Source organism: Lactiplantibacillus sp. 30.2.29, assembly GCF_018991255.1.
GTDB classification, from domain to species: domain Bacteria; phylum Bacillota; class Bacilli; order Lactobacillales; family Lactobacillaceae; genus Lactiplantibacillus; species Lactiplantibacillus pentosus.
Map to the genome: position 1 here is coordinate 107,981 of NZ_JAGYGU010000003.1, position 23,014 is coordinate 130,994.

The 23,014-nt window shown below is 47.0% G+C and carries 25 protein-coding genes; 18 read left to right on the forward strand and 7 right to left on the reverse strand.

The window, feature by feature from the left end:
• The first annotated feature begins 199 nt into the window (after positions 1-199).
• The 9 genes from KGF65_RS03030 to KGF65_RS03070 all read left to right on the forward strand — a co-directional run bounded on the left by KGF65_RS03030 (position 200) and on the right by KGF65_RS03070 (position 9,395).
• Positions 200-1,132 (forward strand): YihY/virulence factor BrkB family protein, encoded by a 933-nt coding sequence (locus tag KGF65_RS03030; RefSeq protein ID WP_216748294.1) that lies wholly within the window; start codon positions 200-202, stop codon positions 1,130-1,132.
• Positions 1,133-1,317: 185 nt separating this feature from the next.
• The gene (gene larD / locus KGF65_RS03035; protein ID WP_003638198.1) at positions 1,318-2,034 is read left to right on the forward strand and encodes a D/L-lactic acid transporter LarD; all 717 of its coding nucleotides are present in this window, start codon (positions 1,318-1,320) and stop codon (positions 2,032-2,034) included.
• A 149-nt stretch (positions 2,035-2,183) separates the two neighbouring features.
• The gene (glf, locus tag KGF65_RS03040) at positions 2,184-3,314 is read left to right on the forward strand and encodes a UDP-galactopyranose mutase (protein ID WP_216748295.1); all 1,131 of its coding nucleotides are present in this window, start codon (positions 2,184-2,186) and stop codon (positions 3,312-3,314) included.
• Between the two features lie 21 nt (positions 3,315-3,335).
• Positions 3,336-4,463, forward strand: a complete 1,128-nt coding sequence (locus tag KGF65_RS03045) for a polysaccharide biosynthesis protein (RefSeq protein WP_253954400.1) — start codon at positions 3,336-3,338, stop codon at positions 4,461-4,463.
• Positions 4,464-4,468: 5 nt separating this feature from the next.
• Complete coding sequence (locus tag KGF65_RS03050) at positions 4,469-5,092, forward strand: polysaccharide biosynthesis protein (protein WP_088769786.1); 624 nt, start codon at positions 4,469-4,471, stop codon at positions 5,090-5,092.
• Entirely contained in the window at positions 5,079-6,314 is a 1,236-nt protein-coding gene (locus KGF65_RS03055; RefSeq protein WP_213472595.1) for a polysaccharide biosynthesis protein, read from the forward strand. The genes KGF65_RS03050 and KGF65_RS03055 overlap by 14 nt, the downstream gene beginning before the upstream one ends.
• Positions 6,304-7,407, forward strand: coding sequence for a polysaccharide biosynthesis protein (locus KGF65_RS03060; RefSeq protein WP_216748297.1), 1,104 nt, complete (start codon positions 6,304-6,306; stop codon positions 7,405-7,407). The genes KGF65_RS03055 and KGF65_RS03060 overlap by 11 nt, the downstream gene beginning before the upstream one ends.
• Positions 7,400-8,530, forward strand: a complete 1,131-nt coding sequence (locus tag KGF65_RS03065; RefSeq protein WP_105923742.1) for an acyltransferase family protein — start codon at positions 7,400-7,402, stop codon at positions 8,528-8,530. Before KGF65_RS03060 ends, KGF65_RS03065 begins: the two co-directional genes overlap by 8 nt.
• Positions 8,531-8,618: 88 nt before the next feature.
• The gene (locus tag KGF65_RS03070) at positions 8,619-9,395 is read left to right on the forward strand and encodes a DUF4422 domain-containing protein (RefSeq protein WP_216748298.1); all 777 of its coding nucleotides are present in this window, start codon (positions 8,619-8,621) and stop codon (positions 9,393-9,395) included.
• A gap of 173 nt (positions 9,396-9,568) precedes the next feature.
• Here KGF65_RS03070 and KGF65_RS03075 read toward each other — a convergent pair whose 3' ends face one another.
• Positions 9,569-10,990, reverse strand: a complete 1,422-nt coding sequence (locus tag KGF65_RS03075) for a polysaccharide biosynthesis C-terminal domain-containing protein (protein ID WP_105923743.1) — start codon at positions 10,988-10,990, stop codon at positions 9,569-9,571.
• A 467-nt stretch (positions 10,991-11,457) separates the two neighbouring features.
• Entirely contained in the window at positions 11,458-12,126 is a 669-nt protein-coding gene (locus KGF65_RS03080; protein WP_216748299.1) for a sugar transferase, read from the reverse strand.
• A 774-nt stretch (positions 12,127-12,900) separates the two neighbouring features.
• Here KGF65_RS03080 and KGF65_RS03085 point away from each other — a divergent pair.
• The 4 genes from KGF65_RS03085 (at position 12,901) to KGF65_RS03100 (ending at position 15,512) form a co-directional block, all read left to right on the forward strand.
• Positions 12,901-13,650, forward strand: coding sequence for a type II toxin-antitoxin system MqsA family antitoxin (locus tag KGF65_RS03085; RefSeq protein ID WP_146127364.1), 750 nt, complete (start codon positions 12,901-12,903; stop codon positions 13,648-13,650).
• On the forward strand, positions 13,554-13,880 hold the full coding sequence (locus KGF65_RS17395; protein ID WP_216748584.1) for a type II toxin-antitoxin system antitoxin SocA domain-containing protein: 327 nt from the start codon (positions 13,554-13,556) through the stop codon (positions 13,878-13,880). The genes KGF65_RS03085 and KGF65_RS17395 overlap by 97 nt, the downstream gene beginning before the upstream one ends.
• Before the next feature lie 283 nt (positions 13,881-14,163).
• Entirely contained in the window at positions 14,164-14,469 is a 306-nt protein-coding gene (locus tag KGF65_RS03095) for a hypothetical protein (RefSeq protein ID WP_088769779.1), read from the forward strand.
• Between the two features lie 425 nt (positions 14,470-14,894).
• Positions 14,895-15,512: a PBECR4 domain-containing protein gene (locus KGF65_RS03100; protein WP_088769778.1), complete on the forward strand. Its 618-nt coding sequence runs from the start codon at positions 14,895-14,897 to the stop codon at positions 15,510-15,512.
• 335 nt (positions 15,513-15,847) lie between these two features.
• On the opposite strand, the gene KGF65_RS03105 is transcribed toward KGF65_RS03100, so the two are convergent.
• The 4 genes from KGF65_RS03105 to KGF65_RS03120 form a co-directional block, all read right to left on the reverse strand.
• Positions 15,848-16,075 (reverse strand): DUF2922 domain-containing protein, encoded by a 228-nt coding sequence (locus KGF65_RS03105; RefSeq protein ID WP_105923746.1) that lies wholly within the window; start codon positions 16,073-16,075, stop codon positions 15,848-15,850.
• Positions 16,076-16,102: 27 nt separating this feature from the next.
• Positions 16,103-16,315 carry a hypothetical protein gene (locus KGF65_RS03110; RefSeq protein ID WP_050340371.1) on the reverse strand — a complete coding sequence of 71 codons (213 nt, stop codon included), beginning with the start codon at positions 16,313-16,315 and terminating at the stop codon, positions 16,103-16,105.
• A 110-nt stretch (positions 16,316-16,425) separates the two neighbouring features.
• The gene (locus KGF65_RS03115) at positions 16,426-16,620 is read right to left on the reverse strand and encodes a hypothetical protein (protein WP_105923747.1); all 195 of its coding nucleotides are present in this window, start codon (positions 16,618-16,620) and stop codon (positions 16,426-16,428) included.
• A 247-nt stretch (positions 16,621-16,867) separates the two neighbouring features.
• Entirely contained in the window at positions 16,868-17,419 is a 552-nt protein-coding gene (locus KGF65_RS03120; protein WP_105923748.1) for a sigma-70 family RNA polymerase sigma factor, read from the reverse strand.
• A gap of 274 nt (positions 17,420-17,693) precedes the next feature.
• Here KGF65_RS03120 and KGF65_RS03125 point away from each other — a divergent pair, with 274 nt between their 5' ends.
• The 3 genes from KGF65_RS03125 to KGF65_RS03135 all read left to right on the forward strand — a co-directional run bounded on the left by KGF65_RS03125 (position 17,694) and on the right by KGF65_RS03135 (position 19,891).
• Positions 17,694-18,410, forward strand: coding sequence for a hypothetical protein (locus KGF65_RS03125; protein ID WP_216748583.1), 717 nt, complete (start codon positions 17,694-17,696; stop codon positions 18,408-18,410).
• Positions 18,411-18,442: 32 nt separating this feature from the next.
• Complete coding sequence (recX, locus tag KGF65_RS03130; RefSeq protein WP_216748582.1) at positions 18,443-19,246, forward strand: recombination regulator RecX; 804 nt, start codon at positions 18,443-18,445, stop codon at positions 19,244-19,246.
• A 96-nt stretch (positions 19,247-19,342) separates the two neighbouring features.
• Entirely contained in the window at positions 19,343-19,891 is a 549-nt protein-coding gene (locus tag KGF65_RS03135) for a DUF402 domain-containing protein (protein ID WP_003638256.1), read from the forward strand.
• A 1,245-nt stretch (positions 19,892-21,136) separates the two neighbouring features.
• Here the strand turns inward: KGF65_RS03135 and KGF65_RS03140 are convergent.
• Positions 21,137-21,868, reverse strand: coding sequence for a C40 family peptidase (locus KGF65_RS03140; RefSeq protein WP_216748581.1), 732 nt, complete (start codon positions 21,866-21,868; stop codon positions 21,137-21,139).
• Between the two features lie 174 nt (positions 21,869-22,042).
• Between KGF65_RS03140 and KGF65_RS03145 the strand changes: the two genes are divergently transcribed.
• Entirely contained in the window at positions 22,043-22,420 is a 378-nt protein-coding gene (locus tag KGF65_RS03145) for a helix-turn-helix domain-containing protein (protein ID WP_003638258.1), read from the forward strand.
• 153 nt (positions 22,421-22,573) lie between these two features.
• Positions 22,574-22,768, forward strand: coding sequence for a type II toxin-antitoxin system Phd/YefM family antitoxin (locus KGF65_RS03150; RefSeq protein ID WP_021337480.1), 195 nt, complete (start codon positions 22,574-22,576; stop codon positions 22,766-22,768).
• The last annotated feature ends 246 nt before the right edge of the window (positions 22,769-23,014 follow it).

Consider the following 23,014-nt stretch of genomic DNA (forward strand, 5'->3'; position numbering starts at 1 on the left):
GCGACGTGCAGCCAAATGTGGTCCAGGCACACGCAATCGCGTGGAAACGGTGCGTCATGATTGGACTAGCTGTACCATGATTGGTCTAGCTTCAAACACCAGGCCACCAATTAACAGCCAGTTTTAGTATAAAAGGTGTTTCTAGCGAGATTCCATTGTATAATTGGAGATACTATAAGTGAGCGTTGAGGATGGATGAATGAATTTAAAAGCCCGGTACCCTAAAATTACGAAGAGTCTCGAAATCATCATTCGGCGGTACAATCAGGCCAATGTTAGTAATAACGCCATCGTGTTGGCCTATTACGCGTTGATGTCGATTGCGCCAATTATTTTGATTGCCGGGAACCTGATTGCTCGGTTTGATTTGAAAAGTGGGCAGATTTTGGCGTACGCGCAGGAAGTGATTCCCAGTAACGTCTATCAAACCTTCAAGCCGATTCTGGTCTCCTTTTTGTCGAGCGGCAGTAGTAGTAGTTTGTCGATTGGGATTTTGGTGACGATCTGGTCGGCTTCCAAGATTATTGCGGCGATTCGCCGGAGCTTAAACGAAGCGTATGGCGTCGATGATGCGCAGGGGGCGATTCTGACACGAATCATCGCCTTCTTTCTAACACTCGGCTTACTACTGCTGATTGTCGGCCTGGCGATCTTCTTCACACTCAGTCAGGTTATCTTGGATTTGGTCTTAAGCCTGACGCACCTGACGCGGGCGATTATCCCGAACTGGATCAATCAGCTGTTGGAGAATAAAAACTTGATCACCTTTGTTGGCATGTTCGTGGTCGCCATGTTGCTTTACTACTTTGTGCCGAACGCCCAGGTAAAATTGCGTTATATCTGGATTGGAGCACTGGTGACGACGATTGGCTGGATCGTGATCTCCCAAGGGTTCCGAATCTACATTGAATTGTTCGCCAAACGAATAACGAGTTACCAGACAATTGGGAGTTTGATTGTTCTGATGTTCTGGCTCAACTTCTCCGGTATCCTGCTGATGTTTGGTGGGGTGGTCAACGCCTCGGTTCAGGAGTGGTTTGAAGAGAAGATCGAGCCGAAATCGCCTCGCGTGATGCGCCGAATCTTCTACCAATTCTTCAAGCGGAACAAAAATAAATCACCGAAAGCTTAGAACTTATTAGTTGAATCCGAATCGTTAATCATGTAAAATCAAAACTTTTTGCGATTTACATATTAAACGATTCGGATTTTGTGTATAATGGTGTTCGTGTGAAAAAAGTGCCGGTGCTTTCTGAAAGCCAGTGGCGTCTATTTCAAAATAAACAGGCGTAATAACGCCACAGGAGGAGAAAGATAGTGATTCATCAGCTTCTGGCAGAGTTCATGGGAACCGCCTTGATGATTATTTTTGGTGTCGGTGTACATTGTAGTGAGGTTTTAAAGGGGACCAAGTACCGCGGTTCCGGCCATATCTTCGCAATTACCACATGGGGTTTTGGGATTACGATTGCCCTCTTCATTTTCGGCAATGTTTGTATTAATCCAGCCATGGTCTTGGCTCAATGCATGTTGGGCAACTTATCATGGTCAGTCTTCATCCCGTATTCAGTTGCGGAAGTCTTGGGTGGGGTCGTTGGTGCTGTGATCGTTTGGATCATGTACGCCGACCATTTTGCCGCTTCTGCTGATGAGATTTCACCAATTACGATTCGGAACTTATTCTCAACTGCACCCGCTGTGCGTAACTTACCACGGAACTTCTTCGTCGAATTCTTCGATACCTTTATTTTTATTTCAGGAATTTTAGCTATTTCTGAAGTGAAGACGCCAGGAATCGTTCCGATTGGTGTGGGGCTCTTAGTCTGGGCCATTGGGATGGGACTCGGTGGTCCTACTGGTTTCGCCATGAACCTTGCCCGGGACATGGGACCACGGATTGCCCACGCCATCTTACCAATTAAAAACAAGGCTGACAGCGACTGGCAATACGGGATCATCGTACCCGGAATTGCACCATTTGTTGGGGCAGCTTGTGCCGCATTGTTTATGCATGGGTTCTTTGGGATTGGATAAATAAATATATAAATAATTTCAAGCGACCATTCTAAGAATGGTCGCTTTTTTAACAGTATTCATACAATAATATAACAATTACCCTTTCACATTAAAATTTTTTTGACATAATGACATGATGAGACTTTATATTCTTGGAGGAAATTAAATTGAGTAAGTATGATTATTTGGTTGTTGGTGCTGGACTTTTCGGCGCCGTCTTTGCCCACGAAGCAGCCTTACGGGGCAAACGGGTCAAAGTGATCGAGAAGCGCGACCACATCGCCGGCAATATTTATACCAAGGAAGTGGCGGGAATCCAAGTTCACCAATACGGTGCACACATTTTCCACACCTCCGACCAGGAGATTTGGGATTACGTCAACCAATTTGCGACTTTTAACCGCTATACTAACAGTCCGGTCGCCAATTATAAGGGCCGGATGTACAACTTGCCATTCAACATGAATACCTTTAACGAACTCTGGGGCGTCCGGACGCCGGCTGAAGCGGCGGCTAAGATTGCCGAGCAACGGGCCGCGGCCAACTTAGGCGACCAACAACCGCGTAACTTGGAAGAACAAGCGATCGCGTTGATTGGGACCGATATTTACGAGAAGTTGATTAAGGGCTATACCGAAAAGCAGTGGGGACAAAAGGCCACCGACTTACCCGCCTTCATCATTCGTCGGTTACCGGTCCGTTATACGTACGATAACAATTACTTTAACGACACTTATCAAGGGATTCCAATCGGTGGCTATACGCAGATCGTTGAGAAGATGATCGACCATCCTGAAATCACCGTGGAAACCAATACCGACTTTTTTGCCCATAAGGATGCCTATCTAGCAGCTTATCCCAAGATTGTCTTTACCGGGATGATTGACCAATTCTTCGATTATCAATTGGGAGAATTAGCCTACCGCTCACTACGTTTTGAGACGGAGACGGTGCCCGTTGGTAATTATCAAGGTAATGCGGTCGTCAACTACACGGATGCGGAGACCCCGTATACCCGGATCATCGAGCATAAGCATTTTGAATTCGGCAAGGGCGATGCGGATCAGTCCGTGATTACACGGGAGTACCCGGCCAACTGGCAACGCGGGGATGAACCGTATTACCCAGTCAATAACCAGACGAACAATGCACTGTATAAGCAGTACGCGAAGTTAGCGGCGGCTGAACCACAAGTGATTTTTGGTGGTCGTCTCGGGCAATACCGGTACTATGACATGCACCAGGTGATCCACGCGGCGTTGGTAACGGTCGCGGCGGAATTTGCACCGGTAAATTAAAAGAATGTGTGATGATTGAACATGAAGAAACGGCTGGTGATAATTGGGGGTAGCCTGTTCCTGCTAGTGTTATTACTAGGCTATGCGTTTTACGCGCTCAGCATCCAGCGCGGGCAGGATACGGTGACGCGCATTTATCAAGCGGATCAAAATGGCACACCGATTATTTCGCCTAGCCCCATTTTACTGGTAGGTAAGGCGAACCACCGCAATTTATTTCAGTCCGGAATCAACGGCTACGTCTTAACGAATCGCAATCCACTAGGAACCTGGCTGCCACGGCATAATCAGACGATTCGACTCAAGTATCGCTCGGCGTTGACGAAGCCGGAGATTCAAAAAACGTTGCGGCAGGCGCGCTATCTACAGGCCGGAACACAAAATACCGCGACGCCCGTTTTTGAGAATCGCCAGTATCAGGGCAATCCGGCGCAGTACGGGCGGATCAGTACCAGTCACGATGGGCGGGTGTGGACGAAGCTACCAATCAGTTATCCAAATGTCCATTTGAAACAGCCCAGCGTCAGCTATCGCCAGGGCCGGCTGACGTTGTTTGACGGGTCGCTGGCGTACTGGACGACCAATTTCAAAGACTGGCATCGCCAGCGGTTGCAGGTGACGACGACACGATTTAAGCACGGTCAAGTCCAAACGGTGCTGGCACGTCGCTCGCAGTCACCACTAGTCATCATTCGCGGCACTGACCGGCAGACCAAGCGCGTGCAGCTCTATTACGGGCAGCTGACGAGTCGGTTCAAAGTGACGCGCTGGCAGCAACTACGCCTAGGCAACTTACAAGCCAAGCAAGTCGTTGGCCTGAATCTTATCAATCGCCAATTGGTCCTGTTTCGCCAGCAGGGGTCGCGGCTATTGATCTATCGTGCAAAGCGCCTGACGGAACCGGTCAAACGAGTCGGGGCAGTGCGGCTCGAGCATGCGCGTCATCAGCGGGTCACCGCGGTGAATCTGGTCGCGGTAAGCAAGCGCCATTATCAGTTGGTGTTCAGCTTAGCAACGCGTGGTCACTTACAGAAACAACCGCGTTACCGTCGCTTAAATCAGCATTTTCGTGCCACGGGGAAGCAGCACTTATTAGTGACGGACTATCTCTGGACACAGTTTCAAATTAGTCAACATGGGAGTGAGTGATTCGAATGAAGGTCCAACCAAAAGAACGCTTTAAACTAGCGTGGCGGTGGTTACCGCTCGAATTACTGATTATGTTGCTCAGTATCGGCATTGGCTGGGGGCTCAATCAGTGGCTTCCCAAGCCAGTGTATCAAGCACAAGTCGACTTGAAAATCGTCCAAAAACCGCGGGCGAAGATGACTGCATCTCAGCGTCGCCGTCAACGGCGTCAAGACATTAAGCTGTTACCGCAATTCAGTGTCATGCCGCACCAAGGTATCGTGTTGACGCAGGCGAGTGCCTACGCCTACATGCATGCTGGCATCTGGCAGCCGATTCAGGAATTAAGCGAATCGGTCCAGGCGACACCCGTTGAACATCAGCCGGTGTTACGCGTGACGGCGTCGAGTAGTTCGCGGTCAGTCGCCCGTCTGAATGCGCGGGCGTTTGAGGTGGCCATCACGGATAATTTAAAGTCATTGAAGCATTACCGCATCACAACGGTCAGGCGGCGAGTTCAACGGACACCGAATGTGATTCGGGGGGCGATTTGGAAGCTAGTCCTCGTTATTGGGGGCAGTTTAGCGGTGCTCAGTCCGTATCTCGTCAAATTTGTGCAAGGTTGGGGGCGTCAAGATGAAGCGATTTAAATGGCACCGACTGGTTCAGGATTACCAGGCGGTCTATCTCATGATCTTTGCGGTCTATTTGGCTTCCGTGACGCTACAAACGACGACCTTTAATGTCATGTATCCGCACAAGCTAGGCGTTTTGGTCGAGTTAGCGACTTTAGCCGCAATGTTCGGCCTAATTGTTGGCTTTCAAGCACTGACACCGCGCCAAATCATTGGTGAAGTCAGCCTGTTGGCACTGGTGACGGTTGTGACACTGACGTCGGGGGCGCACTATTTGTTGCCGACGGTCATGCTAGTGTTAGCCGCCCGTCAAGTGTCTTTTCGTCGAATCATGCAAGTCTATCTGGCGGTCGTCGGGAGCATCTTACTCCTGGCATTCATTGCCGCCGAGATTGGCCTGATTAAAAACATTACGTTTGTGACTGACGACGGGGTGCGTCAGTCCTTTGGGGTCGTGTATACGACGGACTTCGCTGCCCACATCTTTTACATCTGCGCAGCCTACTTGTATTTGCAAGCGCGGCGGTTCCGATTAGTCATGTTGATTCCAGCGCTACTCGGGTTAGTCGTGATTTACCAGTTCACCAGGACAATGACCGATACGATTGCCTTAGTGGTGCTCATTAGCGGATATTTGGTCTATGTCTATCGCCGGAAGAATCAGCATTTCAAGTGGTTGCGGCCACTGCTGCGCTACAGCTTTTTAACGTTACCGATTGCAAGTGGGCTGATGATTGGTCTCTCGAATATTTTTAATTATCAAGATAAGCTACTGGCCACGCTCAACGACGCGTTATCGACCCGCTTAGCACTGGGGCAAAATGCGCTGCTGGCTTATGGAGTCAAGTTGTTTGGGCAGTCGCCGATTCCAATCAATGGCTGGGGTGGCGACCGAGTCAACACGTTTACGAACGGCGTTGGCTTGACCACGTACTTTTTCATTGATTCTTCTTTTCTGAATATGCTGATTTCATACGGCTTATTGTTCACAGTCGTCGTAATTGCTGGAATCACCTGGTTTTTGTATCAGCGCACACGGCAAAACGATTATTTGTTACCGGTCATCATGATGGCCATTGCAATCAGTAGCATGTTTGATCAACATTTTCTGGAAGTCACGTATAACAGCTTCATCCTGATGCTGTTTGCGGAGCTGCCAAGTTATCATACGACGGTTGGCGTGGCGTTTGACCAACCAATCGTTAGTCCAAGGGGGGCACTGACGGATGAATCATAAACAAGCCTATCGGGTTCAACGCATCATTGTCATCGTGGCCCTGTTACTGATTCTGTTTGGGGACACCAATATGAACGGCGTCTTCAGCTTTAGCCATCAACCGCAACAAATCTGGTTCTATCCGCAACTCGTCGTGGCTTTAGCGACCGCTGCCGGGCCCAACTTGTTACTGATGGCACTCGGGGCCGCCCAGTTACGTCGACCGGCATTAGCCATTAGTCAGTTGATTCGGCAGATTCTCTGGTTGATGGGCGGGATTGCGCTGTTCTCACTATTCTTCTATCTTGAAGATTTATTAGGACAATCCCAGGGACTAGCTAACTTTAATCTGGCAGGGTTCTTCACGGCCCTGGCCCAGGCACCAGTTGGCTTTTATGATATTTTATACGAATTGTTGGGCTTCTTCGTGACGTTGCCATTACTGCGTGTGATTGCGCACCATGCTAGTATCACGATTCAGCGCTACTTGTTTTGGGCAGAGCTCGTCTTTATTGGCATGGTACCGATCGTGGTCTTCTTCACGGGACTGACGACCATCAATATTGACCCACCATTAGCGATTACAGCGGGGTGCTTCTTCGCTTTGATGGGTTATTGGCTCAGTCAGGCTGACCTATTGACACGCATCACGCGTGAACAGTTGTTAGTCGCGTGGTTACTGACTGTGGCTTGTTACGCAGTGATGGTTTCGGTCACGATGTATCAGGTCAATCTGGAGCATAATTTCGACCTCATCAGCAGTCAACCCTTTGCTCAGACTTTTCAAGCCATTCCGTGCCTGACGCTCTGGGTAACCGTTGCGACGTGGGTCATGAACCGCACGACTTTGAAACAGCCGCGGCGGCACAACTTTGTCCAAACGGCCTACGGAACCTTATTGGTCGCTGGCCTGTTGATTGAGCCATTTACAGGCATCAACCGCGTGTTGACCCCAATAATCGGGGCTTGGTGGGCGGCCTGGTTATGGACACTAGCAGTCGGTCTCGTGAGTGTCGAAGTCGTGTGGTTACTCCGATACTGGCGGTGGGCCCGTCAGTTACTTCCGGATTTGTTCGGCGGGGCCGAGCTGAGCGGGGGATTGGCGGATGGCTAAACGAATTGAATGGATTGATATTGCAAAGGGGATCGCAATTTTAGCCGTAGTCGTTGGACATACCTTGGGGCCGTATAACGGTCAGTTCTTTGGTAGCTTGATTTTCGCGTTTCACATGCCGATTTTTTTCATGTTGAGTGGCTACCTGTATCATCCACGCCCGCCCATTCAAGAGTGTCGGCGTGGGGCGGTCAATTTGTTGTTACCGTACGTCGCGACGGCGGTGTTAGTCCTCGTCGTGAGTGCCGTGGCGCGCTGGTTGCCGCATAATCCCGTTCTGCTGGCATATTTTCCAAGCTGGCAAACGGGGTTGTTAGCCGCTGTCTATGGTGCGGGCTCACCGGTCTTTAATCCGTGGCACTGGCAGGTGCAACCGATTGGCGCGGTATGGTTCTTACTGAGTATGTTTATTGCCATTCAGTTGTTCAACGGCTGGATGACGCTGACGGCACGGTATGCGCAACGGACTCGCCAAGATTTGGCTCGTGGCGTCATCGTGATTGCGCTTGCCATCAGTGGTGGTGTTTTAGGCCAAATCGCGTACTTGCCATGGGCGTTTAACGCGGCCTTGTTGGCACAAGCTTTTTTGTACGCCGGATACCTAGTGCGGCAAACGAATCTGTTACAGCGGATGCCGGCGCCCTGGTATCTCTTGTTGACGTTTATGTGGTTGTTGAGTGCTTTTCAGGGTTATTTTGCACTAACGGTTCCCGTGTCGCCGAACTTGCTGATTAGTGTGATGGGTGGTGTTGCAGGGAGTCTATGCGTGATTCGCTTCAGTGAATGGCTGTCCCAACACGCGACAAGACGAGTCGTTCAGGGCCTAAAACGCTACGGCCAATTATCATTAGTCGTGTTATGTTTTCATCTGATCGACTTGGATGTGATTGGACTGGCGGGCTGGGTCAACGGTCTCGTATTGCCGCACGGCGGGCCACTGGTTGCAACCGTCGTCACGATTGGTTATCGGATTGCGTTTGTGACACTTGCGATGTGGGCAATCCCACATTTACCAGTGCTGCGCGTATGTTTCTTGCCCAGACAGTACTCGTTTAAGCGGCTGCGACGCGGTGAAAAACAATATGTACAACTCAGTAAACCAAGAGATGATAAAGTGAATTAACAGTCGTTTGTAAATACTTGCATTTTTAAACGGTCGCGACACGAGTGTAGAAACTCGTCGCGATTTCTGACCAGAGGGGGACTGGCAAATGAAAGTACAAATTTATGTTGCGGCACATAAGCCGTATCAAATGCCACAAGATCCAACGTATCGACCGATTTTTGTCGGGGCGGCGCTCAATGGGGTGACACCGCAGCATTATCAACCGGACAATGTCGGCGATAATATTTCGGCCAGCAATCCAAATTTTAATGAATTAACTGCGATGTATTGGATCTGGAAGAATTGTCATGCGGACATCAAGGGCTTAAATCAATATCGGCGTTACTTAGCAGAAGCACCGAAACGCAAGCTGGCAGGGATTCTGTCAATGGACGAGATTGAAGGCTTGCTTGAGCAATATGATGTCATTGTGCCGAAAAAACGCCACTATTATATCGAGTCGAATTATTCGCATTACATCCACGCTCACCATCAGGAACCGTTAGATGTGATGCGGACGGTCATCCACGACCAACACCCCGACTTCTTAGCAGATTTTGACCGCTTGATGCATCAGACGTCCGCGCATATGTTTAACATGATGATTATGCCGGGTCCTAAGTTTGACGCCTACGCCGAGTGGGTCTTCGATATCCTATTTGAAGTCCGGAACCGAATCGATATTTCAGACTACGATGTTCAGGAAGCCCTCGTCTTTGGTTATCTATCCGAGCTATTGTTAGACGTCTGGATCAACCATCAACACCTCAGTTACGTGGAAGTACCGGTAATGTACATGGAAAAACAACAGTTGCCGGCGAAAGCCTACAATTTATTGAAACGTAAATTCTTCCCGCAAGCGGCTAAACGGACCCATTTTTAAGGGGTGTTAGCCTTGAAATTTAGCTGAATGATATTAGGGATGCAAAATAAAACGTTCGATAAGCAAGTCATGTCAGACTTGCTTATCGAACGTTTTTTGTTAGCAGTAATTAGAATAACTGGTGGTGGGACACCTGCATTAGTGACGGTATTGGACCAGTCAGTACACGTCGGTCAATGTACGCGGCTCCGAAGCTTAGCGGCGTTAGCGAGTACGGGTGGTTGTAGAATTAAAATCAGCCCGCCATAGATGAGGGCGCCGACGCCAATTTGCATCGCGAGATTCAAGTAGGAAGCAGCCATGGTGATGTTTAAGCCGTAGACGACCGCAAACATGATGGCACCGGCTAATGCGTATTTAAGCGCGCCGGTGAACAGATTACGCGTCTTGAGACTGTGCCGAGTCACGATCAATTGATAGCCGGTCACGCAAACTTCTGAGATCAACGTTGCCAGCATGGCCCCGGCGACGCCCCACAGCCAGATAAGCGGAATGTTACAAGCCATATTGACCAGCGCACCGACTGTCACTGAAATGGTGTACGTCTTGGTTTGCTTGGTCGGCAGTAAGAACTGTTGGCCGAGCACGTTGCTCATGCCGATTAAAATGATAACGGGCGCTTCAATCATGAGCAACTGGTCGACCGCTGAAAAAGCGCGCCCAAAAAATAGCGGCGCAAGCGTGGTGGCGACCGCTGCGACCCCCAGTGCCATCGGAATTGCAATCGCCAGCACAAAGTCGAACGACATGTATAGGTATTGGCGCACCCGTTCAAGCTGTTGCTTCATGAACAGGTTGGCAATGTGCGGCAGCATTACCGTTCCCGTGGCGGTGACTAGGGTCAGCACTAGTTTGATCAGCTTATCAGAGTAGTCGTAAAAGCCCGCCGCAGTCAACGAATCCATCTGCCAGAGCATCGTCTTATTCAACGCCAAGTAGACGGTCGTCGCAATCTGCGGAATAAATAGGGCGATTGATGGTCGTAGGTGCCGGAAAAGTCGCAAGTGATGCCAGTCAGGCTTTGCGACACTGTGGCGCAGATACGGCCACAACGTGAGGTTCCCCAGCACTTGGGAGCCAGCCAAGATTAAAATGTAGATGCCAGTATCTTGTGCGGTCTTGACGAAGGTGAAAATCGCAATGATTGAAGCAACTTTCACAAGCATATTCCGCAAGACGGTCTTCTTAAAATCCTCAAGTCCCATGAAGTACCAGGAGATGTCGACAGCGCCCGCAATAATATAAAATGATTGATAGAAAAAATAAATCTTCAATTGGTGCTCAAACATGAGAAACACTAAAAAAGCGAGATAAGCGCAGCTAATAGTCACCAACTGTAATATTTCAATCTCCCAAAAAGTTTGTGAGCGTTGCGTGCGGTCGTCGCGAATAAACGCAATTTCCCGATTCCCATAGATGGTGATGCCGACTGTCCCAAATAAGAGGAAGTAGGTGATGATCGAATTGGTCGTTGCGTTGATGCCGACTCCGGTAGGACCTAAGACCCGTGAGATATACGGGACGGTCAGTAAGGGGGTCAGCAAAATTAAGAGGTTATACCCCGCTGTGTAAAAGTAATTCCTTATGATTCGCATGAGCGGCTCCTTGATGCAATTAAGCAGTTTGATGCTGAATTCCTCAACATTCAACTCATTGTATCATAGCCTATTAGCCGGTTGATAGTGGTTTTAACCGGCTAAGGTTGGTTATTAACAAACTTATTATTTGATAAAATCATCGATATTATTAACGGTGATTTCAAACTAAATCGTTTATTAATATCGATTATTACTGGTGGATAATTTAGCTGAATCTGTCCGAGACCTCGCACGCCACCTTCGCGAGACAAGTGGGTCAAAAATTGCACTGACTAATTGTATCCAACAGCTATTTTCGGCCGTCCAATGTGAAGGTGCGCGCAAAAAGGGGGGAGTAGTGAATAACAGACCGGATTGATTTATGCTGCACAGATTATTTCTAAGTCGTTTACGTGTCACCACACAAAAAAACGTTGAACCAAAATCCCCCTGAATTTGGCTCAACGTTTTTAGCTGTGGTTAATTTAATAAGCACCGTTTGGCTTGAACATGATAACGACTGTCTTAAATAGAATGTAGACATCGAATGATACGCTGCGTTTGGAGATGTATAGTAAGTCTAACTTGACCATTTCATCGAAGCCTACGCTGTTGCGAACGGTGGCCTGCCACAACCCGGTACGACCAGGTTTGACGGCTAAGCGTTGCTTGTCATATTCCGTATATTCAGCAACTTCTCGTGGCAGCGGTGGCCGTGGCCCAACCAAGCTCATGGAACCTTGTAAGACGTTTAGCAATTGGGGCAGTTCATCGATACTATACTTGCGGATGAACTTACCAATCCTGGTGACCCGTGGATCGTCTTGCATTTTGAACATGGCGCCATCAATTTCGTTATTTTTAAGTAATTGTTCCAACAATTCATCAGCGTTGGAAACCATCGAGCGAAATTTATACATTTTGAACGGCGTTTCACCGCGTCCTAAACGTGTTTGGGAGTAGAAAACCGAGCCCTTAGGATCTTCAAGCTTAATCGCAATGGCGATAATTAAGAAGAGTGGTGATAAGATGATGAGGCCTAAGAGGCTAGCGACAAAGTCAAACACACGTTTAACGAACCGATAACCATAGCGACGATGCTGACGCACAGCGTCAATCGTAATCGGTCTGATTTCTCGTTCCTTCAATTCCATAAGTAACACCCTATGCTTCCTTTAAATATTTTCCCCCGTAAACCACAGCCAGATTAATCTATTACTACTGTTCGGGTTGTTGCAAACTGACTATGTATAAACGATATCGATACAACCTAATGATTATAGTACAAAATGGCTATCAAGTAAATATACTTGATAAGATTAACTTTGGGGCTTCGTTTAAGTTTATTATAGCAAACATCCTAAAATAATAAACCCGTGTTTTGCATTCAGCTACGGGGGCCAAGGCGTTACATGGCTTTTTAAAATTTGGTTAACTATAATTTACCAGCATTGGCCAAAGATGCAATCGTTAGCAACTTAAAATGACGCGATAAGTGTGAAAAGTCGGCTGGCGTAAAATTAGTTAATGAACAGTGGGGGTAGGGATTTTTGGACGGGCATTAATGAAGCTAAGTGAGCTTTTTTCTTAATGATAGTGGTTAACCTAACCGAGCACCCTGGACTGAGCTAGCCACCATCTTGCTGGAAGCGCAATCACGTATAATTGCAGCGATTACTTGCTTTCCGCGGTCGGTTTAGTAATCGTGAGTCACATGATGTTTGCGACAACATGGTTCCGATGCTACAGTCAGTTATGGCTCAACGATGAAGTCCCGTTGAATGTCGGACAGTCACGAGCAAAGTTGGCGTTTTTCGAAGTATCGAACAGTTGCGGAGTTGGTGAGAATTGGCTGGTCATTAAGTTGAAGCATGTGCAGGACTAGCTAAAGTTATCTCGTTTCACAAGACATTGAGTGAAGGGGTACGATGATGAGCACTGAAATTAGAGCAATACAAGAGGTTTACACGATTCGTGGTGAGCAAGTTACAGTTGTAACTAAGGCACGCTTTGACTATGCAACTGGCAAGCAAGTCTTTGATCAAGAGCTTGATAATGAGGCGATTCACACTGCCTTCGATGCATACCAGAGTAAGCACATGATGATTACACCAAGTCGAATTAAAGCCTTACGTCAACGGTGGGACTTAAGTCAGCACGACTTTGCAGCACTGTTCGGATGGTCAGCCATGACCATTGCTACTTATGAGACTGGCGCGCTGGCATCTGAGACTAATAGTGAACGGTTGCTTGCCTTAGAAGCAACCCCTGAGTTGGCGCAGTCGCTTTATGAGTCCTCCAAAGACATGCTGACTGAACGCGGTAAGCAGGCTTTTCGGGGACGGACGGGAGATGCCGCTGAACGGACGCCGCAAAAATGGATTGAAAAAGGAATCAACCAACAATTTGAAGTCACAAATTACTCAGAGTATTCGGGGTTTAGTGCGTTTGATCTCAAAAAGTTTGCTAATATGGCTCTTTATTTTGTTGAGCAAGTGCCTCAGGTGACCAAGACTAAACTTAATAAGCTACTCTTCTATACTGATTTTAAGTTTTTTGCTCAAAATACAGTTTCAATAACATACCATACGCACGTTTACCTTATGGGCCTGTACCCAATGATTATAGTCTATTATATGGTGCAATTGAAAATGCAAAGCAGCTTACAGAAGAAGTAGTGAATGATGGTGTTACCGAGAGGACTTTTTTTACGACAACTGCGAACTTTAACAGTGCACTGTTTACAGAACAAGAGTTGGCGGTGATGATGGATACTGTTCAACGGTTTGGTCACTTGAACGCGATTGAATTGTCAGAAAGATCACATCAAGAGCGTGCTTGGCAAGCTAATGATACTGGAAAGTTGATTTCATATCTATATGCTAATGACTCAACTACGCTAAAATGAACTTAATATGAAACGTCGGCCATGAGTGGATATTGAAACCATGGGCGACGTTTTTTGGTTAGTTTGTGCAGTAACAATAGCAAGGTGATGGAGCTAATGTCGATATCAAAGCAGTTTAACTTGTTACATTCCCTGATTTGTTCATGACTCGAGAAATTTATTCAGGCTTGAATATGTCCATCCAAAAGCACGTATTAAACGCGTTACATTTCCCCTAGGCTTTCCCGACCGTTCACGGTACAATTAAGGCAGAGCTCAAATTCAAGTGAAAAGGATGTCCGACATGAATGACGATTGGATCACGGTATTTCCCGCGGATTATAATAATTCATACCACTTAATTTTGAAACGTGGCACGGCCCACTTTGCGTACTATTATTTTAAAGTCGACAAGCTGGACCAGCGGGTCATCTTTTATGACGATGTCGAACGTAGCGGGATTTCAATTAAAACACAGATTACTCGCACGTTCATGCGGGCACTCGTCAAAGCCATCGATTGGCATCCGGTCGGTAACAGTATCATCATTGAAATTTATCCGGTCAAGCGGGCCGCGACCAGGGCGACGCGGCTGTCTTGTGATATTTGAGGGTGGAACGCAAGGGGGCAATCAGTTGTATGACGAGACATGGCATATCTAACTCCTATATTGTCTCGGGGAATCCCGTAAGATAATTGCTTTTGGAGAATTAATTATGGAATATAGGTCTTAAAGTTGAGTAACTATTGGATGGCTTCAGCAGTGGACAAGATAATTGACTAAGCGCTTGAATCTTGGTATCATTTGTTTGTGGAAAGGTACTTTTCCACAGTTGGTCAGGCAACTATAAAATCAGATATATGTTAGATAACTCAATCTAACGTCCGCTGGGGACAGAAAATTCAGATAGTTTTTGCTAGTTAACCACTAGCGTTCGCTGAGAACAGAAAAACCTGATGAAGATTGCTGGTAAGTCTTTAAGAACAGACTTGTTAGCAATCTTTTTTATTTTCGGTTAGAAATGAGTAGATATTTTGAAGCATCCGCAAGAATATAGACGTGCAACCCCACAGGATCTAAAGCGTATAAGGTTGAAAATGAATGACTTACAGATGGCTTTTAATTATGTTGAAACAGAGTTATGTGATCATAAACGTTATTATTTTTATCAAGACAGTGGAAAAGTAGCGGTCATGCAGTTAAACGTTAAGCGAGAAAACTTCATGCATCTTTGTGGCTTCAATTATAGAAGTGGTGGTGCTAAACGTTTTTGGCATGATTTGAAACGCAATCATTTAGTGATGGAAAATTTACTTGTAAAAGTGGACGGAACTACCTTTCAAAAATTACAGATTATAAATTTGTTGCCAGAACTAAGTAAATTGAATTTAAAAATTACCGGTGCTGGCAAGTATTTAAATTTGCAATATGACCATTCTATTAGGACTAAAAGAGAATTGATGGCGATTGCTTTTCAGTTTGATACTGATGGATATATTCCGCTTTCTCTTTTAAACTTAAATGATACAAAGTTTAGAAATAATGAACTTCATGTTGTGCTGGCAATTGTAGATTGTTTTGAGAATACTAAAACTTTGATTGCTGGAACGAAAACACCAAATTATTGGTTTGCAAAAAGTCGGAACCAGTAAATGAAGTATCATTGACCATGATATTTTGACAAAAATATGGTAGTGTTTGCGATAATGCGGTGGCATGATGTACATTAATTAGCAATTGATTATACGTTTAGTTTGCTTATACAAATAGAATATAATTTTAAGACAATCTAATATGCCCTAACTGCAGGTAGAAGGAACTAAATTTAGCAGACATTATACGGAGAAATTGTACTTTCGCGGTCTACCTCATTTTTTTGTTTTCTGCCATCAATAAAAGCCGGCCTGGAAAATCCGAAGATTTCCAGACCGGCCTTTATTGTATCTGCATACGTCACAGCTGTTTATGGGTACAACGGGAAATACGCTTAAGCCTTTGGTGCCGTGATAATTGGTGTCTCAATCGTTTCGACGTACTTAGCGGCTAATGGTTCAGCGACTAAGTTTTCGCCGTCCTTGGCGAAGAGCTTAGTGGCAGCCAGATTGGCCATCGCTTGGCTGACGACTTCCTTACTCAAGTTGTCGTTGGCGTAGTGTAATTTCAAGTGGTGAACTTTGTTGGTGCTGGTCTTAAAGCTTAAGTCTAAGGTTTTCATGGCGTTCCTCCTAAGGATGTGGGTGTATTAAGCAGCGGGTTGTGGGTCGTAGCGGTAGGCGTTTGCCAAGTTGGCGGTGGTGAATTGATCACCCGTCAAAACTTCGATGACTTTACCAAAAGCGGCAAGTTGTTCGTCGGTCGCGTCCTGGGCGATGCCGTTAAACGTGTGCTTACGTTGTTCGTCCAGATCAGTTGTCGTTAGAACAGTTAGGGTTGCTTTTAACCAAGTTTTAGTCATGTTGTAGTTCCTCCTAGAGTTGTTGTGGTAGGCTGGCCAGCTTACATTAATACAGACGGCTGAGCAGGCCATTTTGTGCAACTTTTTGACAAACTTTTTTAAAAATGCCGTTAATTCGCGTATTCAGTGGTCATGTGAAGCTCGACATTTGCCATCGCGTCGCCGACTAACCGGGTGAAAATGGGAAGTAATCGGGCCAAATCCGCGTCGGTCAAGTTGCGGCAGTTGTGCCAAGTTTGACGGTGAAGTCGGTGCTGATGGTCGATGGCGACCATGATGAGCTGTGTGTTCAACCAAGTGTGCATGGCGTAAAGTCCTTTCTATCCTGAAACGTGTTTTTTATAGTGTGTGTGCCCGCCAATGATGGGAGCGTTGGTCGGTAGAAATTATCGTGCTAGAATGCTTGCGACTCACTGGCTATTGACGAAGTAACAACTGGTGATTTACCGACTGTTGCCGGCTAGCGACTAATCAGCTGCCATCTGCGACCAACTAAGGATTTGCCGGCAGTTCAATCGCCACCACAATCAGTGAATCCCAGTCCGCCACGGCTCAATCTTGCGCATCGGCGGCCTGATACAGTCGATGCGCCTTCGTCAACAGACTGGTCCGCCAGTTATAAACGGTGCGCCGACTGACGCCGTGAGTCCGCATGATATTGGCCACGGATTGTTCTTCCAAAAAGAATTCAGTCAGGTAGATGCGCTCGCCGGGACGGCATTGGCGCAATAAATCTGTGAGTAGCGCTGAAAGTTGCCAGTGGGCTTCCTGGTCACTCATTGGGTCGATTGCGAATGGTAAGGCGTGTTCCAAGTCGACTTGTGACTGGGTGCGAAGCGTCTGTTGCCGTAAATAATCGACGGTGCGCCATTTAATGCGGCGAAAGGCGAACTTACGAAGGTCCGGCAGATTGGCGGGTAATTCTGGTTCGTAATTCTGATAGGCGGCCAACCAGGTCAGGTGGGCGACTGTGACGCAATCCTCGAATTGCGGGTGGTAGCGGGTGACGTTGGCCGCTTTCAAGGCGCCATAGAGGAGACGTTGGTGTTCTGGTTCCGCGAGCAAGTCGAATGCGGCTTGATTATCTAAACGGTCTGCGTGCATAAAGTTATTCCTCGTTTGATTTGAATTCCTTGGCCAAGGTTGACTCCAGTGTAGCGAAGGCAAATACCGATTGCTGGGTGTGAAAAATGAATGAAAGATGACGATTTGCTTTCATTATTAATCTTCCAATGAGAATTCCATCAATTACGAGCATTGTACTAGGATAGATTGAGCACTATTGATATGATGGGATTAATCTAATGCCTGCAGTAGGGGTGCGTGCAGAATTATCAATATTAGAGACCAAAATCAGATTTTGAAGGGTTTGTGAGTCATGAACCAAAATAACATTGTCAGCACCACCGTGAATCCGTTCTGGTATAACGATGTTGGGTGCTGGGACACCCGGCAGCCAGAACGCTTAGTCAAATACGCTACACGTTTAGAAAGTGACAAAATCGACGTTTTACAGACATTTTATCTACTTGACATCGGGCACTTAAAATGTCCAGAGAAGGCGTTGGTTTTTGACCGTCAACGGGGTATTTTGAAGTCCAAATGGAGCACGCGCCAACTGATGATTCGCTATTCGCGTCAATTAGGTTTTTCAGGTTCCCATCTGGTCAGGGCCGTCGCTACTGATCAAGGCCTCTCACCGCATAAGTTGCCGATTATTCACGGGGAAGCGATTCTGATGCCCCAGACTTCGGTCAAACGCGGGATGGCCAATTGGTATAACGGGCTGTACCTGATTGATGCGGTGGAACGGCCACTGATGACTGAGTTAGTCTATGCGGGCGGCATCCGGTTACTCATCGATATGAGCCTGCCGATGGTGGACCGTCAATTGAAGAAAGGCCGGCAATTACAGCGGGGCGTCAGTAATTACCACCAACGACGTGCCACGCCCAATCAAGCGGCGAGTGGGTTAGATGGGACGGACGCCCAAAATCTGAATCGGTTTGCGGATACGGTCGTTGATTATTTCGGCATTCAGGCCCATCCCGAGGAAATTAGTTGTTTGACTAAGCGATTTTTAGGTACACTATAGTCAACCATTAATTGAATCGGAGGCTGGATAGCATGACGGAGAAAGTGACGAAGATCGTCGCGCAAAAACGGGCGGGACGCTACAATATTTATCTTGATGGCAAGTATGCGTTTCCCATCAGTGAATCGGTGATGATCAAGTTTCGAGTCTTCAAGGGCATGGAAATCGATGCTGAGCTCCAAACGGCGATGATTGCCGCGGACGACGTTTCCAGAGCGTACACGCGCGCGTTGGATTATTTGTCGCACCAGTTACGGACGGAAAAGGAAGTCCATGATAAGTTGTGTGACGAAGAGATCGAGGAGCCCGTGATTGATGCAACGATGCAACAGTTGCGCGAGCTGCGGTTGTTAAATGACCAGCAGTACGCGGATGCCTTTGTACGCACGGCCAAACGGACCAGTGATAAGGGGCCGCGGGTGATTCGCCAGAACTTACGCCAAAAAGGGGTCGGTGAACAGCTGATCGACGACGCATTAGCCGGGCAATTTAGCCCAGACGAACAAATCGACAACGCCAGTGAATTAGCCCGTAAGCTTGCCAAACGTTATCACAAACAGGCGTTTAAGACGATGCAACAAAAGGTGCGCCAAGGCATGATGACCAAGGGCTTTGACAATGATACGATTACGGCCGCAATTGCTAGCTTAGACCTTCAACCAGATGAAGATGAACAGTGGCAAGCCCTCGTCACGCAAGGCACCAAGCTCTGGCAACGGAATCGCAAATACAGCTTTCGCGAACGGGCGATGCGGACCAAACGCAGCCTGTTTCAAAAGGGCTTCATGATGGATGAAATTAACCGATTTATCGACGAACAAGTCGCGGATGAGTGAAAAGGTCGAATTACCTGCCCGCACGCCATAAAAATCTGGTATAATGTTTAATGAAATTCGATGAAAATTTACCCTCAGTTAGAAAGTTGGGTTAATATGGCGCGCGAGGCGAAGGGACCTAAGGAAGGCGACTTCATTACGATCAAAAGCTATAAGCACGACGGAAGTTTACATCGAACTTGGCGCGATACAATGGTACTCAAAACAAGCGAGAACGTCTTAATTGGTTGTAACGATCACACACTGGTCACCGAAGATGATGGCCGTCGGTGGGTGACGCGGGAACCAGCAATCGTTTATTTTCATAAGCATTATTGGTTTAATATCGTGGCGATGATTCGCGATAACGGCGTTTCATACTATTGCAACCTGGCATCACCATATGTGTTAGACAAAGAGGCTTTGAAGTACATCGACTATGATTTGGATGTCAAAGTCTTTCCGGATGGTGAACGCCGGTTGTTAGATGTTGATGAGTACGAAGAACACGGCGCCCAGTGGCACTATTCAGCCGATACTGATCGCATTTTAAAAGCAAATGTGAAGGTGTTGGTCGACTGGATCAAGCACAAAAAAGGCCCGTTTTCACAAGACTACATCGATATCTGGTATAGTCGCTATCAAGAACTATCACGTCGGCAATAGCTCTGCTGACGGTTTGTCAGCGGCGTAATTAAAATACAAGGGGAGCAGCCACGTTTCGGCGCTCCCTTTTGTTATCGATAAATACGTGATACGTATGTGGATATTCGTCATAAAGATGGTTCAATCGTGCTGGCTAGTTTACTGTTCGTCAGCCGATGCGCGTCTTAGTCCGACTTCCGGAGCCGGCTGACAATTGCTGGAACGTAAGCCGACATCGATTTGAACTCACGCAGAAACCCACTGCGCAATTTCAAATACGAGTCTTATTCTAAGCCGGAAGCAACCCACTTCCAGCTAAGAATAATTTGGCTACTGAGCATTGTCAGCCGGCCCCTCCAGTCGGGAAGCCACTCGAATGGCAGATGAACGACCACCTAACTTGGTGCAATTGATCACTGAATATTAGGTGATTGATCCTTCATACAAAGTTTGAATCAGAATCGATGATGATTTATTGAGCGCTTAGATACTTGTCCCATTTAGAAACTGATATGATAGTCAGAAGATTGTTGATCAATTTTGATAGAAAATATTCATAGCGTTGGAAGATGGATTTGCTACCCGTTTAGCATTCTAGACTTTTCTATCTTGGGTGACTAGCGAGAATTCTGACATGTTCCGCGTTGCTGCTGGCTCCCATAATTTGAACACGAGTATGATAGCTTCCGTCAGAAACAAGTCTTAAAGTAAAATGTTAAAATTACTGCCCTTGAACTTAACAGATGGCATGGTTCAATCACGATTCATGTCAAATGACTGTTTACTGAGAATCAACGACTCGTTTATCAAAAAGTTGGGGGGCCACACTTTTCAGCCTTTGAATGGGATACAGGCTGGAAGGTGTTTCTGACAATGCTCAGCGATGAAATTTCACTTAGCAAGCGTCTTGTGCTTGGTTAGTGAAAGACCAGTATTTAAGACGTGGGTTGTCGGCTTAAATCTGTGTCCATCGCGTTCCAGCGTTGTCAGAAATGCCTGGAAGCCGGGGTAGGACGCGGCCACAACAGCAGGTTTACGCAAGTTCGCGTTTTTTCCAGCGGGTTCTAAGCTGGCTGCTTTTAAGAATTAACACAATGCGTATCAACCAAAGAAACCGCGGCGATTCGAGCGCCAGACAGCACCAGTTAAGTCGGATGCAGTCCGAACTGACCGTCACAGTTGACAGCGGTCAGGATAATCGCGAAAATAACAAAGGACCCACAAGCTAGCCTGAGGGTCCGATGGGTGATGGCATAGGTTGACTAGTTAAGCGCCAAAATTGACGGGCCGGCAATAACCGACAGCGTGCCACCAGGGAACGTAGATTTTTTCATTTTTGACGCCGTTATCCTGCGCGTCAATCATTTTACCACCGCCGACGTAAATACCGACGTGTGAGATCGAGCCGGTGTTGCTACCGAAGAAGACCAAGTCGCCCTTTTGTGCGCGTTGCTTGGAAATCTTGCGATATTGCCGGTACTGCGCTTGTGCGACTCGCGGTAGATTCGTTTGAGCCGCTTGTTTGAAGACGTACTTGGTGTAGCCGGAACAATCAAACGTGTTGGGGCCGACTGCACCGTAAACGTAGCGGTGGCCAAGTTTGGATTTGGCGACGTTGTAAAGGTTCGTGAAGGAACGCGTGCTCTTCTTAATGGAACCCGTCTTGACCCAGCCCTTGACACGATTGTTGGCACTCGTGACGTAAGCATACTTGGCGGTGGTGCGGTTGGCGAGCCGGACTTGCCGTTGCTTGGTGACGAACCACGTTGGGTTGCCGTAGCGCTGCAGTTTACCGAGTGATTTGATTTTGGTATTGTTGGCAGGACCGCTCATTTGGTAGAGCCCACCCTGTGAATTCTTAGTCAGATAGGCTGTCTTGGTGACCGACGTGGTCGTGATGACCCGGTTGGTAGCTTGTGCTTCGATAGCAGGGGCGTGTAACAGACCGACAGTTAGACCGACAATGGCAACGATTAATGCGATAAGACGTTGTTTCATTATGTATTTCCTCCCCGAAATCCCCGTGTCCCATTTCATTATCAAACGTTGACCCTATCATAAGCGGTGAATGTGACAAGGATGTTGCAACGTGATTGCGGTTTGTTTAAATGATTCGAACAGCTTGAATAGCTTGGCAATTCAGAGATTAGAATGTTGACAGGAGTGACCGAAATGGCTTTTTTGAAGATCGATAATGGTGAATTACTCAAAAATATTCGTCAGTTTGCAAAGAAGAACGGTTTGACTTTGGCTGAAGTGGCAACGTTGGCGGGCCTAAGTGCTAGCGCCATCTATAGTTGGAAGAAACACACACCGTCAGTGGGGACCTTGAAAGAAGTTGCCCAGGTGTTAGGAACGAGTTATACCAAACTAGTTGGTAAGGATAAAGAACCGACTGCCAAGGGCGCCAATTCCGCTGCCGTTGATTTGAAAAAAGTGGTTGAGAATAAGAAAAACCAGTTTGAATACGACGGTCAGCCAATTACAGCGGAACAGATGAAAATCATCCGCAACGTGCTCAAGTCGATGTTCAAGACCCCGCGACTTTAATTTTCGGTAAAATGCGGTCCTTTTAGGTGCAACGCCCGCTGGGATAGTGTAGAATATTGCTCAGTTACTTGAATAATTGCTCGCACTGCTTGACGCACTTCGTTGATTGGTGCACAATGGCAACAATTATGGAACGGATTGGGAGATGGGCGTATGAAAAAAGTTACTACCGCATTAGCAAAGAAAAATATCAACCAGTTGTTAACGATTGTTAATCAAGGCCACGATACCATTGAGGTGGAAAATCCCAATACCCAAGATTCAGCTGTCATGGTCAGCATGAAGGATTGGTTACAAATCGTCAGTCAATTGGCCAAGACGAATCATCACGATATGGAATTCAGTTAATGATAAAGATTGGGTGCGGTCGCCGTTAATACGGTACTGGCACTCGCAATAAAAGGTCCCGACACGAATTGGTGTTGGGACCTTTTTTGGACGCGTTCATATCTGTCGTTGGTGCGAAGGCAGTTTGGTGATTTGAAGTTGTGGTGCTGATTATAACTAAGGTCTGGATAGGCAGAGGCGAGGTTGAAATAACGCTTCAGTAATTCGCTAAGCAGGCGCGTTCTTAAGTCCGATGATTAGGTTTTA

Bases quoted from the DNA above. Each gene is read 5' to 3' on its own strand.
- KGF65_RS03065 (WP_105923742.1), top strand. From the start codon at position 7,400: ATGGCTAAACGAATTGAATGGATTGATATTGCAAAGGGGATCGCAATT.
- KGF65_RS03120 (WP_105923748.1), bottom strand. From the start codon at position 17,419: ATGCACGCAGACCGTTTAGATAATCAAGCCGCATTCGACTTGCTCGCG.
- KGF65_RS03110 (WP_050340371.1), bottom strand. From the start codon at position 16,315: ATGACTAAAACTTGGTTAAAAGCAACCCTAACTGTTCTAACGACAACT.
- KGF65_RS03125 (WP_216748583.1), top strand. From the start codon at position 17,694: ATGAACCAAAATAACATTGTCAGCACCACCGTGAATCCGTTCTGGTAT.
- KGF65_RS03060 (WP_216748297.1), top strand. From the start codon at position 6,304: ATGAATCATAAACAAGCCTATCGGGTTCAACGCATCATTGTCATCGTG.
- KGF65_RS03045 (WP_253954400.1), top strand. From the start codon at position 3,336: ATGAAGAAACGGCTGGTGATAATTGGGGGTAGCCTGTTCCTGCTAGTG.
- KGF65_RS03085 (WP_146127364.1), top strand. From the start codon at position 12,901: ATGATGAGCACTGAAATTAGAGCAATACAAGAGGTTTACACGATTCGT.
- KGF65_RS03140 (WP_216748581.1), bottom strand. From the start codon at position 21,868: ATGAAACAACGTCTTATCGCATTAATCGTTGCCATTGTCGGTCTAACT.
- KGF65_RS03095 (WP_088769779.1), top strand. From the start codon at position 14,164: ATGAATGACGATTGGATCACGGTATTTCCCGCGGATTATAATAATTCA.
- recX (WP_216748582.1), top strand. From the start codon at position 18,443: ATGACGGAGAAAGTGACGAAGATCGTCGCGCAAAAACGGGCGGGACGC.
- KGF65_RS03075 (WP_105923743.1), bottom strand. From the start codon at position 10,990: ATGCGAATCATAAGGAATTACTTTTACACAGCGGGGTATAACCTCTTA.
- KGF65_RS03080 (WP_216748299.1), bottom strand. From the start codon at position 12,126: ATGGAATTGAAGGAACGAGAAATCAGACCGATTACGATTGACGCTGTG.
- KGF65_RS03135 (WP_003638256.1), top strand. From the start codon at position 19,343: ATGGCGCGCGAGGCGAAGGGACCTAAGGAAGGCGACTTCATTACGATC.
- KGF65_RS03115 (WP_105923747.1), bottom strand. From the start codon at position 16,620: ATGCACACTTGGTTGAACACACAGCTCATCATGGTCGCCATCGACCAT.
- KGF65_RS03070 (WP_216748298.1), top strand. From the start codon at position 8,619: ATGAAAGTACAAATTTATGTTGCGGCACATAAGCCGTATCAAATGCCA.
- KGF65_RS03105 (WP_105923746.1), bottom strand. From the start codon at position 16,075: ATGAAAACCTTAGACTTAAGCTTTAAGACCAGCACCAACAAAGTTCAC.
- KGF65_RS03055 (WP_213472595.1), top strand. From the start codon at position 5,079: ATGAAGCGATTTAAATGGCACCGACTGGTTCAGGATTACCAGGCGGTC.
- KGF65_RS03145 (WP_003638258.1), top strand. From the start codon at position 22,043: ATGGCTTTTTTGAAGATCGATAATGGTGAATTACTCAAAAATATTCGT.
- KGF65_RS03050 (WP_088769786.1), top strand. From the start codon at position 4,469: ATGAAGGTCCAACCAAAAGAACGCTTTAAACTAGCGTGGCGGTGGTTA.
- KGF65_RS03030 (WP_216748294.1), top strand. From the start codon at position 200: ATGAATTTAAAAGCCCGGTACCCTAAAATTACGAAGAGTCTCGAAATC.
- KGF65_RS03150 (WP_021337480.1), top strand. From the start codon at position 22,574: ATGAAAAAAGTTACTACCGCATTAGCAAAGAAAAATATCAACCAGTTG.